Genomic DNA, 14,449 nt, shown 5'->3' with positions numbered 1-14,449 from the left:
GTTCAAGCGCGCTTGAACACCAGCGTGCCGTTGGTGCCGCCGAAGCCGAAATTGTTCTTGACCGCCACGTCGATCTTCAAATCGCGCGCCTCGTTGGCGCAGTAATCGAGATCGCACTCAGGGTCTTGATTGAAAATATTGATCGTAGGCGGACTCTTCTGTTCGTGCAGCGCCAACACGGTGAACACCGACTCGATGCCGCCAGCACCGCCGAGCAGATGACCCGTCATCGACTTGGTCGAATTCACCACGAGCTTCTTGGCATGGTCGCCGAAGGCCTTCTTGATAGCGTTGGTCTCGTTGAGGTCGCCAAGCGGCGTCGACGTGCCATGCGCATTCAGGTATTGCACCTGATCGGCATTGACACCCGCATTCTTCAAGGCAGCCTCCATCGAACGGCTCGGTCCATTGACGTCAGGAGCAGTCATATGGAAGGCGTCGGCACTCATGCCGAAGCCGGAAACCTCGGCGTAAATTTTGGCGCCACGCGCCTTGGCACGTTCGTATTCCTCGAGCACGAGCACGCCCGCACCTTCGCCGAGCACGAAGCCGTCTCGATCACGGTCCCACGGGCGTGAGGCCGTCGCGGGATCGTCGTTGCGAGTAGACAGTGCCCGCGCCGCCGCGAATCCGCCAATGCCCAAAGGAGACACGGTCGACTCGGCGCCGCCGGCGATCATGACGTCGGCGTCGCCGTACTCGATCATCCGGGCGGAGGTTCCGATGGCGTGCAAGCCCGTCGTGCAAGCCGTGACGATTGCGATGTTCGGCCCCTTGAACCCGTACTTGATGGATACGTGGCCCGAAATCATGTTGATGATCGAAGCAGGCACGAAGAACGGAGAGACGCGACGGGGACCGCGATTCGTCAGCTCGGCGTGCGTGGACTCGATCATCGGCAGGCCGCCGATGCCCGAGCCGATGTTGCAACCGATGCGGACGGCATCCTCTTCGGACAACGCATCGCCCGTCGGCAACCCGCTGTCTTGCACCGCCTGCATGGCAGCAGCCATGCCGAGGTGGATGAAGCGGTCCATGTGACGCGCTTCCTTCTCGGCGATGTACTGGGTGACGTCGAAACCCTTGACTTCGCCCGCAAACTTGCAGGCGAAGGCGCTTGCATCGAAGCTGGAGACGGTGTCGATGCCCGATTTTCCAGCGAGCAGGTTGGTCCAGGACTCGGCGACGGTGTTGCCAACCGGGGCAATGCAACCGAGTCCGGTCACGACGACGCGGCGTTTGGTCATGCCGGCAAACCTTTCTGGGAGCACTGAGACCGCCGGGCGGCCTGCGCCATGGTGGCAGCCGCGAACCGACACGGAAACCCAGCGAGGCCGATATCAGGCCTTTTGATTCTTGGTGGCGTAATCGACGGCGTTTTGGACGGTCGTGATCTTCTCAGCGTCTTCGTCCGGGATCTCGATGCCGAATTCGTCTTCGAGTGCCATCACCAGTTCGACCGTGTCGAGCGAGTCAGCGCCGAGATCCGCAACGAAAGCCTTTTCGTTGGTAACCTGGGACTCTTCAACGCCGAGTTGCTCGGCAATGATTTTCTTGACACGTGCTTCGATATCGCTCATTTGCTTCCCTCTGAGGGTTGTAGGTAATCGATGATTTTAGCCGGCCGGATTGTGGCATCGGCCTGGGGCCGGCCGGCAAAAGAATTGGCCGGGCAGGGACTTACATGTGCAGGCCGCCGTTGACGTGCAGTTCCTGGCCCGTCACATAGGCAGCCTGCGGGGACGCGAGATAGGCAACTGCATGCGCGACGTCGGCCGGCTTGCCCAGATGCCCCAACGGGATCTGAGCCAGCAGGGCTTGCTGCTGGGCCTGCGGCAGGCTGGCCGTCATGTCTGTCTCGATGAAGCCGGGTGCCACGCAGTTGACGGTGATGTTGCGGCTGCCGAGTTCGCGCGCGAGCGCGCGGGTCATGCCTGCCACACCTGCCTTGGCGGCTGCGTAGTTGGCCTGCCCGGCATTACCCGACGCGCCGATCACGCTCGTGATGTTGATGATGCGGCCGTAGCGCTGCTTCATCATGGGGCGAATCGCCGCACGCGAAAGCCGAAAAACCGCTTTGAGATTGGTGTCCAGTACGGCATCCCAGTCGCCATCTTTCAGCCGCATGGCAAGCATGTCCCGAGTGATGCCGGCATTGTTGACCAGCACATGGATTGCGCCACAGGCCTTCACGATCTGGTCGACCAACGCCTCGATGGCCGGCCCGTCGTTCACGTCGATCGCCATGCCCTGGCCGCCATTCGCGCCGAGTGCAGCGGTGATCTTCTTGGCCCCATCGTCCGTGGTCGCCGTACCGATGACCTGCAGGCCGCGCTGGGCCAGTTCGAGCGCGATCGCCGCGCCGATGCCGCGCGACGCGCCGGTGACAAGGGCGACCTGGCCTTCAAATTTGGGAGTGCTCATATCTGCGAGGAAGAGAGTTCAGGACCCGGCACTCAGGCACCGAGAAGTTGCCGAGTTTCGGCGAGCGTAGCCGGGTCGTACACGGACGCCGCGGCCAGTTCGGGCGCAATGCGCTTGGCCATCCCGGTCAGCACTTTGCCAGGACCGCATTCAATCACCACGTCGACGCCGCGTGCCTTCAAGGCCAGCACGCTCTCCACCCAGCGCACCGGGCCCGCCGCCTGGCGCACGAGTGCATCACGCATGCGCCCGGCTTCGCTCTCCACCGCGACGTCGATGTTATTGAGCACGGGAATCTGCGGCGCAGCAAGGTCGAGCGACGCCAGACGCTCGCGCAGCGCGTCGGCGGCGGGCCGCATCAAGCTGGAGTGGAACGGTGCCGACACGGGCAAAGGCAGCGCCCGCTTGGCACCCTGCGACTTGAGCACCTCGCAAGCCTTGTCGACAGCAGCCTTGCTACCGGCGATCACGGTCTGCATCGGGTCGTTGAAGTTCACAGCTTCGACGATCTCGCTGCTGCCAGCACCAAAGCTGGCCGTCACCTCGGCGCAACCGGCCTTCACCTTCTCGGCATCCATGCCCAGCACGGCCGCCATCGCGCCCACACCCACTGGAACCGCCTGCTGCATCGCCTGGGCACGAAAGCGAACCAGCGGCGCCGCTTGCGCCAAGGTCAGGACGCCCGAGGCCACCAGCGCGGCGTACTCGCCCAGCGAGTGACCCGCAACGACTGCCGGCTTCGCACCACCCTCGGCCAACCAAGCCCGCCAGGCGGCAACGCCGGCGACCAGCATGACCGGCTGCGTGTTGGTCGTCAGCGCAAGCGCTTCCTTCGGGCCATCGTGGATCAGTCGAGCAACATCCTCGTCCAGCGCGTCGGACGCCTCGCGCAGCACTTCTGCCACGGCCGGGTGATCGCCCCAGGCGTCGAGCATGCCCACTGCCTGCGAGCCCTGGCCCGGGAATACGAAAGCGAAGGATTTCATGATGTCTCCGTTTGTCCTCGCACGTCGCCGCCCAAAGGCGGCGGCGCACAAGACTACATGTTCAGCAGCACTGCGCCCCAGGTGAATCCGCCGCCCACGCCCTCGAGCATGAGCGTATCGCCCTTTTTCACCTTGCCCCCGCGCACGGCTTCGTCCAATGCCAACGGAATGGACGCAGCCGAGGTGTTGCCGTGCTCGTTGACGGTCACCACTAGCTTCTCAAGCGGCACCTTGAGCTTCTTCGCGGTGCCTTGCATGATCCGGATGTTGGCTTGGTGCGGAATCAGCCAGTCGATGTCGGTATCGACCTTGCCTGCCTTTTGCAAGCAGGCACGAGCAGCCTCTTCGAGCACGCGCACAGCCAGCTTGAAGACGGCCTGTCCATCCATGTGAAGCAAAGGGGTGCCAAGCACTTGCCCGCCCGACACGTGACCAGGCACACAGAGGATGCCCACGTGCTTGCCGTCTGCGTGCAAGTCGCTGGAGAGGATGCCGGGCTCGGCACTGGCCTCGAGCACGACAGCACCGGCGCCGTCGCCGAACAGCACACAGGTCGTCCGATCGTTGAAGTCGAGGATGCGCGAGAACACTTCGGCGCCCACGACCAACGCGCATTTGGCGCTGCCGGTCTTGATCATCGCGTCGGCCACGGTCAGCGCGTAGACGAAACCGCTGCAAACGGCCTGCACGTCGAACGCCGGGCAACCCGAGATTCCCAGCTTGTTCTGGAGGATGGCCGCCGACGAGGGAAAAACCATGTCGGGCGTCGAGGTCGCCACGATGATGAGATCGACGTCGGCTGCGCTACGGCCGGCGGCTTCCAGCGCATGGCGCGCGGCTTCCAATCCGAGATCACTGCTGGTGACGTCAGGTTCGGCGAAATGGCGAGCGCGGATGCCGGTGCGCTCGATGATCCATTGGTCAGAGGTCTCGACGCCGCGCGCCGCGAGTTCGCGCGCGAGGTCGTTGTTCGTCACTCGACGGGGCGGCAGGAAGCTGCCGGTGCCGGTGATTCGGGAAAAAGGAGTCATCAAGCGTGGAGTGCTGCCGTGTCGACCGGCGTCGCCTGCTCTTGCCGCGCGAGCAACGGCGCGGCGTGGGCGATGCGGGCCCGCACGCGATCGAGCAGGTTGTTGCGAGCGGCATCATAAGCGCGATCCAGCGCATGGCCGAACGCCACCTCGTCCGCGGACCCATGGCTCTTGAACACGAGCCCGCGCAACCCCAACAGAGCCGCGCCGTTGTACCGACGATGATCCAAGCGGCGCTTGAGCGCTTTTAAAACCGGATAAGAGACGATTGCAGCAAATTTGCTCCAGACGCCGCTCGAATACTCGACCCGAAGAAAGTCGACGATCATCGACGCGACGCCTTCCGTCGCCTTGAGCGTGACGTTGCCGACGAAGCCATCGCACACCACGATGTCGGTCGTGCCCTTGAAGATGTCGTTGCCCTCCACATTGCCGTGGAAATTCAGGTCACCCGAGTTGGCAGCCTTGCGAAGCAACTGGCTGGCTTTCTTGATGGTCTCACTGCCCTTGATGGCTTCTTCGCCAACATTCAACAACCCGACGGTGGGCGACTCGTTGCCCGTCAGGGCGGACACCAATGCCGAGCCCAGAACAGCGAACTGGAGAAGGTCGCCCTCGTCGCAATCCACGTTGGCGCCAAGATCCAATACCGTGGTTGCACCGCCCTTGCTGTTGGGCAATTGGGGAGCGATCGCGGGCCGATCGATGCCATCCAGCGTCTTGAGCAAATAGCGAGCGATCGCCATCAGCGCACCCGTGTTGCCCGCTGACACTGCGGCCTGGGCTGCACCATCCTTCACCTGCTGGATCGCGACACGCATCGAAGAGTCTTTCTTCTTGCGCAGCGCCACCTCGATCGGGTCGTCCATGCCGACCACTTCAGTAGCGCCGACGACCCGGGCCCGGGGATGATTGAAAGCAGCCAACGCCGCCGGCGCGCCGACCAAAAGAAGAGACGCCTCAGCGTGGCGCTCCAGAAAGGCGCTGCAGGCCGCCAGAGTGACGTGCGGCCCGTGGTCACCCCCCATGCAATCGACAGCCAAGGTGATCGCGGAGGGCGCGGAAAATGATTCGGAAGGCGAAGCCATCAAAACAAAGGCCCGACGCTACGGGGAAAGTAGCTCGGGCCTTCTAGCCTTGAAAGTGGAAATCAGGCTTCTGACTTGGTCTTGACCACTTTGCGGCCACGGTAGAAGCCGGTGGGGCTGATGTGGTGCCGAAGATGCGTCTCGCCGGTAGTCGGCTCGACCGCCAGACCGGGCACGCCCAGTGCATTGTGGGAACGGTGCATTCCGCGCTTGGACGGCGACTTCTTGTTTTGCTGGACAGCCATGGTGGCTCCTGAAAATGTTTGGGTGAGTGGGTGGGCATACGCCGGGCCCGGATGGCTGACGACCGCTGTCGTCTACAAACTTCATCCCAGGCGGCGCGCGCGAAGCCCATGATTATAGCCCAAGAGAAGCTCAGCGCCAATTCAGCGCCCCCGCCTACTTCAGCTTGTCGGACCGCAACTTTTCCAAAGCGGCAAATGGATTGGGGCGGGCCGCCTCCGCCGCGTCGAACTCGGGATCTGCCGCCGACAGCTTGACCGGCTCAGGGCAGCGTTCGTGACGCGGCGTCACCGGGATCTCCATCAGCAATTCGTCTTCGACCAGGGCATGCAGATCGAAGTCGCGGCTTGCAACGAGCACGTCTTCTTCGGATTCTTCGTCCTCGGCAGCAGCCGTGTCCTCGTCCTTCACAAAGCGGAACCAGCGATCGACCTCCAAAGGCACGCCGACAGGGCCCAGGCAGCGCTGGCAGATGAGCGGCACTTTGACGCTCGCGCGCAGGTGGAGCCAAGGTATGGGCTCGCCCGCGGCGTCGTCGCGACTGACGCCCGCCGCCTCCCATCTCACCCGTTCGCCATCGGCCGGAGCAGCCAGTTCCGCGCTCAGGCGCGCGTAGGCATCGAGAGGCTCCTCGCCCGATACGGTCGCGCCCGCCTCGGCAAGCCGCCGCACGTCGAGCCGGCCGGGTTTGAATTCGCTGGTCATCGGCACCAGTCTAAACCGCTCACGCACAATCACGCCCCATGCAACGTTCACTGATCCTCGCCTCCACGTCGCGCTATCGCCGCGAACTCCTCGGCAGGCTGCGCCTGACCTTCGATGTGCAGGCGCCCGAAGTCGACGAAACGCCGCTCGAAGGCGAATCACCGCGCGCGCTTGCCGAACGCCTGGCCCTCGAGAAAGCGATGGCGGTCGCCCGGCGCTTCCCCGAGGCCGTGGTGATCGGGTCGGACCAGGTCGCCGACCTCGACGGCGAGCCGCTCGGCAAGCCCGGCGACCACGCACGTGCGACGGCCCAGTTGCAACGCATGCGCGGACGAACGCTCACTTTCCAGACCGCGGTCGCCGTGGTCTGCCAAGCCACCGGCATTTCCCAGCGCGAACTCGCGCCGGTGCGCGTCGTCTTTCGCCAATTGAGCAACGAAGCCATCGAGTACTACTTGCGCGCAGAAACCCCCTACGACTGCGCCGGAAGCGCCAAGAGCGAGGGCCTGGGCATCGCGCTGCTGGAGGCAATCGACAGCGACGACCCCACTGCGCTCGTGGGCCTCCCGCTGATCCGCACCGCCCGCATGTTGCGCGCCGCCGGGATCGACCTGCTGTGACCCGAGGCAAGCTCTACCTGGTGCCCGCGCCGCTCGATTTCGGCTGCGACCCCGCCGTGGCGCTGCAGGACGTGCTGCCGCTCGGCACGCTGCAGGCTTCCGCCGGCATCACTCATTGGATTTGCGAGAACGCGAAGTCGGCCCGCGCGTATCTCAAGCGCATCGATGGCGTGGTGCCGCTCGCAACGCCCCTGCAGTCGCAGCAGATCCAGGAATTGCCGCGCGAAGTCCACAAGAAAGGTGACCATCAAGCGGGCCAGTTCGACGCCCGTCCACTCCTTGCGGCGGCAATGGAGGGTGCGGATATCGGGCTTCTCAGCGAAGCCGGCATGCCGGCGGTCGCCGATCCGGGCTCGTCCGTCGTGCGCGCTGCGCATGCGCTGGGCGTCTCCGTGGTGCCGCTCGTCGGCCCCGTTTCGCTCTTGCTCGCACTGGCAGCGAGCGGCCTCAACGGCCAGAACTTCGCCTTCGTCGGCTATCTGCCGCAAGACGCCACCGCACGCACGCAACGCATCCGCGAGCTCGAAACACTGGCGCTGCGCACCGGGCAGACACAACTCTTCATCGAAACGCCCTACCGCAACGCAGCGCTGCTGCAAGCCTTGATGCAGACGCTCCAACACAACACGCGGCTTGCGGTGGCGCGCGGCCTCACGCTCGCCAATGCCGACATCCGCAGCGAAACGATCAAAGCCTGGCGCGCGAGCGCCCTGCCCGCCGCCGACGAGCGAGCGCCCGCCGTGTTCGCGATCGGGCGCTGAGGGTGTCCGCAACACTGGCGCAGCCGTCCGCGCGCATGCGCTGGGCTTCGCGCACCCAATTCTTCGCGTCGGGGTTCATCTTTGCGACCTGGGGCGTGCATATCCCGACCGTCAAGGCGCACTACGGCGTGACGGAAGCGGAACTTGGCCTGGCCATGCTCGCTGCAGGCTTCGGAGCCTTGCTTGGCCTCACACAGGCGAGCCGCTGGATCGGGCGCCACGGAGCGCGAGGAGCAGCGGGACTGAGCGGCACCGTCTACGCCCTGCTGCTCGCAGGTTTGGTCGCCATGCCCGGCTATGCGGCCTTGCTGACATTGCTGGCCGCGTTCGGCGTCGTCACGAGCGTGTTCGACGTGGCGATCAACACCGAGGCCGCAGAACTGGAGTTGCGCAACGGTCAGCCACTGATGAGCGGCATGCATGGCATGTTCAGCCTGGGCGGCATGGCCGGTGCCGTGACCGGCAGCGCGGCGCTTGCCGCGGGCTTGGCGCCATCGTCGCATCTGCTGGTGGTCGCCATCGTGATGGCCTGCGCGATTCCGCTGTCTGCGCAGTGGATGCTGCCGCGAGACGCCACCGCCTTCGCCGCGGCAGGCGATGGCTTCCGCCTGCCGCGCGGCGCGCTCGTCATTCTGGGTGTGCTGGCCGCGCTCGGACTCATTGCCGAGGGCGCGATCTACGACTGGAGCGTGCTCTACCTCAAGCAAGAGCTCGGCAGCCCGCAACAACAAGCTGCCCTCGCCTATGCGAGCTTCTCCGCCGCGATGGCCGCCGCCCGCTTCAGCGGCGACGCGATGCGGGCGCGCTTCGAGCCGGCGGTCCTTTTGCGCGGCAGCGCCTTTCTTGCCGCAGCATCCATGACGCTGGTCTTGTTGACCGATGCGCCTTGGCAGGCGCTCGTCGGTCTCGCCGGCGTGGGCGTCGGCTTTGCGAATGTGGTTCCCATCTTGTTCGCGGCTTCGGCGCGCGTGCCAGGCGTCGAGCCTGCGCGCGGCATTGCCGCGGTTTCTGCCGCCGCGTACCTGGGCTTCATGGCAGGCCCGCCGGTAATCGGCTTCCTCGCCGAAATCAGCTCGCTGACCGCAGCGCTTTACCTGGTCGTGGTTTTTGCGGTGGCGCTGGCGGCGTCGGCACGCTGGGCCGGCCCCACCTGATCGGCGTCAGCGCAACGCCGGCACGCTGCGCATCGCACGCACCGAGGCATCCCCGAGCGCCGCGCCGAACTTCTTGGCCAGTTTCTCGGCCACGTTGTCGCGACGCGTGTAGTCGATGACTTCTTCAGCCTTGATGACCTCGCGCGCCACGAAATCGACATTGCCGAGCTGGTCTGCCAGCCCGAGCTCCACCGCCTGCTGACCGCTCCAGAACAGGCCGCTGAACAAGCCAGGCGTGCCGGCCTTCAAGCGGTCGCCCCGTCCCTTCTTGACCACGTCGATGAACTGCGTATGGATCTGCTCCAGCATCTGCTGCGCATGGGCACGCTGGGCATCGCTCATCGGGCTGAACGGATCGAGGAAGCCCTTGTTCTCGCCCGCCGTCAAAAGCCGGCGCTCGACACCGACCTTCTCCATCAGGCCGGTGAAGCCAAAGCCATCCATGAGCACGCCGATGCTGCCGACGATGCTCGCCTTGTCGACGAAGACCTTGTCGGTGGCTGCCGCGATGTAATACGCGGCCGACGCGCAGGTTTCTTCGACGACCGCGTACACAGGCTTGTTGTGCTTGGCGCGCAGGCGGCCGATCTCGTCGTTGATGATGCCGGCCTGCACGGGGCTTCCGCCCGGCGAGTTGATCAGCAGCACGACACCCTTGGCCCCTTCGTCTTCGAACGCGGTCTTCATGGCCGCGACCACGAATTCGGCACTGGCGTCTGCACCGTTGGCGATCTCGCCCTTGATTTCCACCACGGCGGTATGGGCAGTCGTCTTGGCAGTGGTCGGCGCAGCGCGCGACATGGCCAGCCAGATCAGGAAGATGAAGAAGGCGAGCCAACTGAGCCGGACGAAGGTCTTCCAGCGGCGCGCGGCCTGCTGCTCGCGCAGGCTCGCGAAGGCGAGCTTTTCGAGCGTGGCCCGCTCCCAGCCGGGCTGCTGCGTGGGATCGTTCTTGGTGCTGCTGCGCACCGGTGCGGCACGCTCGAAGGGCTCGAAGCCCTGCGGTTCCGTGCGGGTGGGTTCGGTCATGTCAGAAAACCAGGGGTTGGAGGTTCCAGGCAGTATGCCAGTGCACCACCCCGTCCCGTTCGCTGAGCTCGATCTTCACCAAGCCGCCGCGGCAGGGGCCACCGGCGCAGTCGCCGCTGTCCGGCCGGTAGACCGCACCGTGCGTCGCGCAGAGCAGCCACTGGCCCGTATCGTCGAAGAAGCGGTCGGGCTGGAAGTCCATCTCCATCGCCACGTGGCTGCAACGGTTCAGGTAGGCGTGCGGCCGGCCTTCGTAGCGGATGGCGAATGCGCGGCAGGTCTGTCCGCCGAACACCACGTCGAAAGGAACGGCGCGACCGCTGTCGACCAGTTCCGCCGAATGGCACAAGGCGACGGATTCGCTCATCGCCGCATTGTCATGCGTTCTCGAGCAGCCACTGCGTCAGGTCGGACACCGAATGCGCGACGTGCAACGGGTTCAGTGCATCGAAGCTGTCGGGCTCGTGCGCGCCGTAGCTCACGCCGACGCTGGAACAGCCTGCATTCAGCGCCAGTTGCAGGTCGTGGGTCGTGTCGCCGATCATCAGGGTGCGTTCGGCCGGCACCTCGAGTTCTTCCATCAGTTCCAGCAGCATGCGTGGGTGCGGCTTGCCGAAGGTCTCATCGGCCGTGCGCGACGACTCGAAGCGGTCGCGCAAGGCGACGGTCGCCAGCGCTTCGTTGAGGCCGCGCCTGGACTTGCCGGTGGCCACCGCCAGCTTGTGGCCTCGGGCATGGAGGGCGTCGAGCATCTCGAGCACGCCGTCGAACAACACGATGTCGTCCTGGTGCTTGAGGTAGTGGTAGCGATAGCGGGCGCCGAGTTCGGGGTACTTCTCGCGCGGTACGTCCGGCGCAGCGCGGGCCAATGCCTCGGCCAGGCCCAGGCCGATCACCCAGGCGGCGTCGTTCTCGCTCGGCTTGGCGCCGCCGACGTCGACCACGGCGGCCTGGATGCAGCGGACGATCAGCCGGGTCGAGTCGTACAAGGTACCGTCCCAATCGAAGGCGATCAGGTCGAAGCGGCGGGGTTGCGTGTCAGTCATGGGTGCGTGTTGGCAAAGGTTCGAGCGCGTCGCGCGCCGGATGCGGCAAGAGGTCCGAGAGTTCGGGCGGCAAGGCGGCCTGCAGTGCCATGCGCTCGCCGCTCGCGGGATGAGTGAACTGAAGTCGCCAGGCATGCAGGAACATGCGCTTGAGGCCGATCTTCTGGAGCGCGCGATTGCGCTCGAAGTCGCCGTACTTGTCGTCGCCGGCGATCGGGTGGCCGCTGGAGGCCAGATGGACCCTGATCTGATGGGTGCGGCCCGTCTTGATCGTGACGGCGAGCAAGGAAAAAGCGGCCGGCTCGACCGGGAGCGCCACACGCGCCAGCACCTTCACCAGCGTCACGGCGCGCATCGCATCAGGATGGTCCTTGGCAACCACGCGGACGCGACGCTCGCCGGGCTCCGACGATCCGGGTTTGCTCGGCAACAAATACCGCGCGAGCGGTGCGTCCAGCACTTTCTTGCTGGCGGGCCAGTCGCCATCTACCAAGGCGAGGTAGATCTTACCCGTCTCGCGCTCGCGGAACTGGTCCTGCAGCGCCGTCAACGCGCTGCGCTTTTTGGCCACCAGCAGGATGCCCGAAGTCTCCCGGTCCAGCCGATGGACGAGTTCCAGGAAGCGGGCGCCAGGCCGCGCGGTCCGCAGTTGCTCGATCACGCCGAAGCTCACGCCACTGCCGCCGTGCACCGCGACGCCCGCCGGCTTGTCGATGGCCAGCAGCGCCTCGTCTTCATGGAGCAAGGGAAATTCGCGTGCCGGGGCGGCCGTCGGGCTGCCTTCTTCGGTCGTCCGCTCGGCCATGCGCAAAGGCGGCAAGCGCAGCACGTCACCGGCTTCCACCCTGCTTTCGGCCTGGGCGCGCCCCTTGTTGATGCGCACTTCGCCGGAGCGGATGATCCGATAGACGTGCGTCTTCGGGACGCCCTTGAGTTCGCGGAACAGGAAGTTGTCGAGTCGTTGGCCTGCGAATTCGCCGTCGACCGTGACGTAGCGAACTTCCGCTGCCGCGGGGCGTGGCTTCGCACCTATAATCTTTTTCACCAGCGCGGTCTTGTAAGTGCTTGATTAATCAGAAGTTTAGAGCACTGCCGGCAGCGCTGGAGGTCGATGCCGCTGGGGCATTGCATCTGCAGGCCACGCGCAATCGTGCAAGGCGGCAGGCGCGGTGCCCGAGTCAAGCCGACGCCCCCGAAACACCGATACGGAATACCAGCCGGCAGGCGACAAGCTGCCGGCGGATCGAAGCGAGTCCCTTGTGCTGATGCTGCTGATTCGACTGTGCCTGCGCTGGCTGATGCCCGCGAGTCCTGGCATGGCGTGTTCGGCAATACCCGTCGGCAAAGTGTCAGTTGCTATTGAGAGCGTAGCAAGCCAACACCACATCGGCCTCGCGCCCATCCACGCGCCCCCTCCTCCCTTGCTGATATCGGGCTGATGCCCGACTTGGCTGCGCGCACCCGCCGCGGCCGCCAGCCAGGGTTGCAACGGCAATTCCTCCTCGTTTCGCAAGGCGTCGTTCGTGCATCGTGAGGTCCGTCATGGACCGGTGAGACGACAGAAACGACAAAAGGAAACGCATCATGAAGCGGATGCTGATCAATGCCACGCAGGCCGAAGAACGCCGCCTGGCCATCGTCGACGGGCAAAAGCTCCTCGACTATGAAATCGAAATCGAAGGGCGCGAACAGCGCAAGGGCAACATCTACAAGGCCGTGGTGACGCGCGTCGAGCCGTCACTGGAAGCCTGCTTCGTCGACTACGGCGAAGACCGCCACGGCTTCCTGCCGTTCAAGGAAATCTCCAAGCAGTACTTCGCCGAAGGCGTGTCTGCCAGCCAGGCCCGCATCCAGGACGCGATCAAGGAAGGCCAGGAACTGGTGGTCCAGGTCGAGAAGGAAGAGCGCGGCAACAAGGGCGCGGCGCTCACCACCTTCATCTCGCTGGCCGGCCGCTACGTCGTGCTGATGCCCAACAACCCGCGCGGCGGCGGCGTGAGCCGGCGCATCGAGGGCGACGACCGGGCCGAGCTCAAGGAGGCGATGGACCAGCTCGAGTACCCCAAGGGCATGAGCATCATCGCGCGCACGGCCGGCATCGGCCGCTCGGCGCCCGAACTGCAGTGGGACCTGAACTACCTGCTCAAGCTGTGGGCTGCGATCGACGGCGCCGCCAAGGGCGGCAAGGGCGCTTTCCTGATCTATCAGGAGTCGTCGCTGGTGATTCGCGCGATCCGTGACTACTTCAACCACGACATCGGCGACATCCTGATCGACACCGACGACATCTACGATCAGGCGCAGCAGTTCATGGCGCACGTGATGCCGGAGCATGCGGCGCGCGTCAAGCGCTACCGCGACGATGCCGCGCTGTTCAGCCGCTTCCAGATCGAGCACCAGATCGAGTCGGCCTACGCGCGCACGGTGCAACTGCCCAGCGGCGGTGCGATCGTGATCGACCACACCGAGGCGCTGGTTTCCGTCGACGTGAACTCCGCGCGCGCCATCAAGGGCGGCGACATCGAGGAGACCGCCACCCGCACCAACCTCGAGGCCGCCGACGAAGTGGCTCGCCAGATGCGCCTGCGCGACCTGGGCGGCCTGATCGTCATCGACTTCATCGACATGGACGAGTCCAAGAACCGCCGCGAAGTCGAGAGCCGTCTTCGCGACGCGCTGCGCCAGGACCGTGCACGCGTGCAGTTCGGCTCGATCAGCAAGTTCGGCTTGATGGAAATGAGTCGCCAGCGCCTGAAGCCGGCGCTGTCCGAAGGCTCGTCCATTCCCTGCCCGCGCTGCGGCGGCTCGGGCCACATCCGCGACACCGAATCGAGCGCGCTGCAGATCCTGCGCATCATTCAGGAAGAGTCGATGAAGGACAACACGGCCGCAGTGCACGTGCAGGTGCCGGTGGAAGTGGCGTCCTTCCTGCTCAACGAAAAGCGTACCGAGATCGCGAAGATCGAACTGAAGCAGCGCGTGAGCGTGCTGATGGTGCCCAACAAGACGCTCGAAACCCCGAACTACAAGCTCGAGCGGCTCAAGCACGACGATCCGCGCCTCGACCACATCGAGGCCAGCTACAAGATGGCCGACGAGATCGAGGACCCGACCTCCGTCACGCGGCGCTCGCAGGAGCCCACCAACAAGCAGACGCCGGTCATCAAGGGCGTGCTTCCCGACGCGCCGGCACCGGTGGTGCCGCCGAAGCCCGAACCCGTGCGGCCGATCGCCGCCGAACAGGCACCCGCCGCGCCGGCACCCCAGGCCCCGGAGCCGGCCGAGGCGGGCTTCTTCGGCTGGATCAAGCGCCTGTTCGGCGCGACGCCTCCTGCGCCGGCGCCGGCGCCTGCCGTCATTCC

General features: G+C 65.2%; 16 protein-coding genes. 4 read left to right on the top strand and 12 right to left on the bottom strand.

Translation table 11 applies throughout. The features are described 5' to 3' along the window. Window positions 1-2: 2 nt before the first annotated feature. From fabF to B0W80_RS28720, 8 genes are all read right to left on the bottom strand, one after another. Window positions 3-1,247, bottom strand: a complete 1,245-nt coding sequence (fabF, locus tag B0W80_RS28755; RefSeq protein ID WP_077002573.1) for a beta-ketoacyl-ACP synthase II — start codon at window positions 1,245-1,247, stop codon at window positions 3-5. A 93-nt stretch (window positions 1,248-1,340) separates the two neighbouring features. Then, complete coding sequence (gene acpP / locus B0W80_RS28750) at window positions 1,341-1,580, bottom strand: acyl carrier protein (RefSeq protein ID WP_007830471.1); 240 nt, start codon at window positions 1,578-1,580, stop codon at window positions 1,341-1,343. 100 nt (window positions 1,581-1,680) lie between these two features. Continuing rightward, window positions 1,681-2,424, bottom strand: a complete 744-nt coding sequence (fabG, locus tag B0W80_RS28745) for a 3-oxoacyl-ACP reductase FabG (protein WP_077002572.1) — start codon at window positions 2,422-2,424, stop codon at window positions 1,681-1,683. A 32-nt stretch (window positions 2,425-2,456) separates the two neighbouring features. Beyond that, a complete protein-coding gene (gene fabD, locus B0W80_RS28740) occupies window positions 2,457-3,410 on the bottom strand; it encodes an ACP S-malonyltransferase (protein WP_077002571.1) in 954 nt (317 codons plus the stop codon). Window positions 3,411-3,463: 53 nt separating this feature from the next. Further along, entirely contained in the window at window positions 3,464-4,441 is a 978-nt protein-coding gene (locus tag B0W80_RS28735; RefSeq protein WP_077002570.1) for a beta-ketoacyl-ACP synthase III, read from the bottom strand. Beyond that, window positions 4,441-5,529 (bottom strand): phosphate acyltransferase PlsX, encoded by a 1,089-nt coding sequence (plsX, locus tag B0W80_RS28730; RefSeq protein ID WP_077002569.1) that lies wholly within the window; start codon window positions 5,527-5,529, stop codon window positions 4,441-4,443. Before plsX ends, B0W80_RS28735 begins: the two co-directional genes overlap by 1 nt. Window positions 5,530-5,591: 62 nt before the next feature. Continuing rightward, window positions 5,592-5,774 carry a 50S ribosomal protein L32 gene (gene rpmF / locus B0W80_RS28725; protein WP_077002568.1) on the bottom strand — a complete coding sequence of 61 codons (183 nt, stop codon included), beginning with the start codon at window positions 5,772-5,774 and terminating at the stop codon, window positions 5,592-5,594. Between the two features lie 154 nt (window positions 5,775-5,928). Further along, the gene (locus B0W80_RS28720; RefSeq protein WP_077002567.1) at window positions 5,929-6,477 is read right to left on the bottom strand and encodes a DUF177 domain-containing protein; all 549 of its coding nucleotides are present in this window, start codon (window positions 6,475-6,477) and stop codon (window positions 5,929-5,931) included. Window positions 6,478-6,515: 38 nt separating this feature from the next. On the opposite strand from B0W80_RS28720, the gene B0W80_RS28715 reads away from it, so the two are divergent. From B0W80_RS28715 to B0W80_RS28705, 3 genes are read left to right on the top strand one after another with little or no spacing between them, the layout of a single operon-like run. Then, window positions 6,516-7,097, top strand: coding sequence for a Maf family nucleotide pyrophosphatase (locus B0W80_RS28715; RefSeq protein ID WP_077002566.1), 582 nt, complete (start codon window positions 6,516-6,518; stop codon window positions 7,095-7,097). Beyond that, the gene (locus tag B0W80_RS28710; protein ID WP_077002565.1) at window positions 7,094-7,858 is read left to right on the top strand and encodes an SAM-dependent methyltransferase; all 765 of its coding nucleotides are present in this window, start codon (window positions 7,094-7,096) and stop codon (window positions 7,856-7,858) included. The genes B0W80_RS28715 and B0W80_RS28710 overlap by 4 nt, the downstream gene beginning before the upstream one ends. Before the next feature lie 35 nt (window positions 7,859-7,893). After that, window positions 7,894-9,012: an MFS transporter gene (locus B0W80_RS28705; RefSeq protein WP_077002564.1), complete on the top strand. Its 1,119-nt coding sequence runs from the start codon at window positions 7,894-7,896 to the stop codon at window positions 9,010-9,012. Between the two features lie 6 nt (window positions 9,013-9,018). On the opposite strand, the gene B0W80_RS28700 is transcribed toward B0W80_RS28705, so the two are convergent. The 4 genes from B0W80_RS28700 to B0W80_RS28685 are packed head-to-tail and all read right to left on the bottom strand — an operon-like array spanning window position 9,019 to window position 12,132. Beyond that, window positions 9,019-10,041 carry a S49 family peptidase gene (locus B0W80_RS28700; protein WP_077002563.1) on the bottom strand — a complete coding sequence of 341 codons (1,023 nt, stop codon included), beginning with the start codon at window positions 10,039-10,041 and terminating at the stop codon, window positions 9,019-9,021. A 1-nt stretch (window position 10,042) separates the two neighbouring features. Then, window positions 10,043-10,408, bottom strand: a complete 366-nt coding sequence (locus tag B0W80_RS28695; RefSeq protein WP_077002562.1) for a Rieske 2Fe-2S domain-containing protein — start codon at window positions 10,406-10,408, stop codon at window positions 10,043-10,045. Window positions 10,409-10,418: 10 nt separating this feature from the next. Next, window positions 10,419-11,087 (bottom strand): HAD family hydrolase, encoded by a 669-nt coding sequence (locus B0W80_RS28690; RefSeq protein ID WP_077002561.1) that lies wholly within the window; start codon window positions 11,085-11,087, stop codon window positions 10,419-10,421. Next, complete coding sequence (locus tag B0W80_RS28685) at window positions 11,080-12,132, bottom strand: RluA family pseudouridine synthase (RefSeq protein WP_077002560.1); 1,053 nt, start codon at window positions 12,130-12,132, stop codon at window positions 11,080-11,082. The genes B0W80_RS28690 and B0W80_RS28685 overlap by 8 nt, the downstream gene beginning before the upstream one ends. 539 nt (window positions 12,133-12,671) lie before the next feature. On the opposite strand from B0W80_RS28685, the gene B0W80_RS28680 reads away from it, so the two are divergent. Then, the coding region (locus B0W80_RS28680) for an Rne/Rng family ribonuclease (protein WP_143684820.1) at window positions 12,672-14,449 on the top strand (1,778 nt) is incomplete at its 3' end.

This window comes from Variovorax sp. KK3 (genome assembly GCF_001984055.1).
Lineage (GTDB): Bacteria > Pseudomonadota > Gammaproteobacteria > Burkholderiales > Burkholderiaceae_C > Variovorax.
Note: the sequence above shows the minus strand (reverse complement) of the source record. Positions and strands in the feature narration are given on the sequence as shown.

What these genes read in the sequence shown, in the direction of transcription:
- B0W80_RS28720 (WP_077002567.1), bottom strand. Translation starts at nt 6,477, where the DNA reads ATGACCAGCGAATTCAAACCCGGCCGGCTCGACGTGCGGCGGCTTGCC.
- acpP (WP_007830471.1), bottom strand. Translation starts at nt 1,580, where the DNA reads ATGAGCGATATCGAAGCACGTGTCAAGAAAATCATTGCCGAGCAACTC.
- B0W80_RS28700 (WP_077002563.1), bottom strand. Translation starts at nt 10,041, where the DNA reads ATGACCGAACCCACCCGCACGGAACCGCAGGGCTTCGAGCCCTTCGAG.
- B0W80_RS28690 (WP_077002561.1), bottom strand. Translation starts at nt 11,087, where the DNA reads ATGACTGACACGCAACCCCGCCGCTTCGACCTGATCGCCTTCGATTGG.
- fabF (WP_077002573.1), bottom strand. Translation starts at nt 1,247, where the DNA reads ATGACCAAACGCCGCGTCGTCGTGACCGGACTCGGTTGCATTGCCCCG.
- fabD (WP_077002571.1), bottom strand. Translation starts at nt 3,410, where the DNA reads ATGAAATCCTTCGCTTTCGTATTCCCGGGCCAGGGCTCGCAGGCAGTG.
- B0W80_RS28705 (WP_077002564.1), top strand. Translation starts at nt 7,894, where the DNA reads ATGCGCTGGGCTTCGCGCACCCAATTCTTCGCGTCGGGGTTCATCTTT.
- B0W80_RS28735 (WP_077002570.1), bottom strand. Translation starts at nt 4,441, where the DNA reads ATGACTCCTTTTTCCCGAATCACCGGCACCGGCAGCTTCCTGCCGCCC.
- B0W80_RS28715 (WP_077002566.1), top strand. Translation starts at nt 6,516, where the DNA reads ATGCAACGTTCACTGATCCTCGCCTCCACGTCGCGCTATCGCCGCGAA.
- plsX (WP_077002569.1), bottom strand. Translation starts at nt 5,529, where the DNA reads ATGGCTTCGCCTTCCGAATCATTTTCCGCGCCCTCCGCGATCACCTTG.
- fabG (WP_077002572.1), bottom strand. Translation starts at nt 2,424, where the DNA reads ATGAGCACTCCCAAATTTGAAGGCCAGGTCGCCCTTGTCACCGGCGCG.
- rpmF (WP_077002568.1), bottom strand. Translation starts at nt 5,774, where the DNA reads ATGGCTGTCCAGCAAAACAAGAAGTCGCCGTCCAAGCGCGGAATGCAC.
- B0W80_RS28695 (WP_077002562.1), bottom strand. Translation starts at nt 10,408, where the DNA reads ATGAGCGAATCCGTCGCCTTGTGCCATTCGGCGGAACTGGTCGACAGC.